The organism is Cupriavidus sp. 8B (assembly GCF_054589115.1).
Map to the genome: position 1 here is coordinate 1 of NZ_BAAILO010000569.1, position 221 is coordinate 221.

The following is a 221-nucleotide window of genomic DNA, read 5'->3' on the forward strand; positions in this document are numbered from 1 at the left end:
GAAGTGTCGCACGGCGGTAAAGCCGCTGCCGTCGGCGCGCATGCAGAAAGGGATTTTTCGTTCGTTGAGCACGGCCACCAGCCAGCGGGCGGGGTAACCGCGGTCGAGCAAGAGTAAGTCGTCGGATTGCAGGCGGTCCAGATGCTCGAACAGGATCTGGCGTTCGTTCTCGTGCACGCTGTGCAGTGAAGCAGCGAGCATGATCTCGGCCCCGGGGAGGT

Annotated in this window: 1 pseudogene; it reads right to left on the reverse strand. The window is 62.9% G+C overall.

Going from position 1 to position 221, the window contains the following annotated elements:
* Positions 1 to 221: pseudogene (locus tag ACYP5B_RS48940) on the reverse strand (IS4 family transposase); the annotation flags it as partial.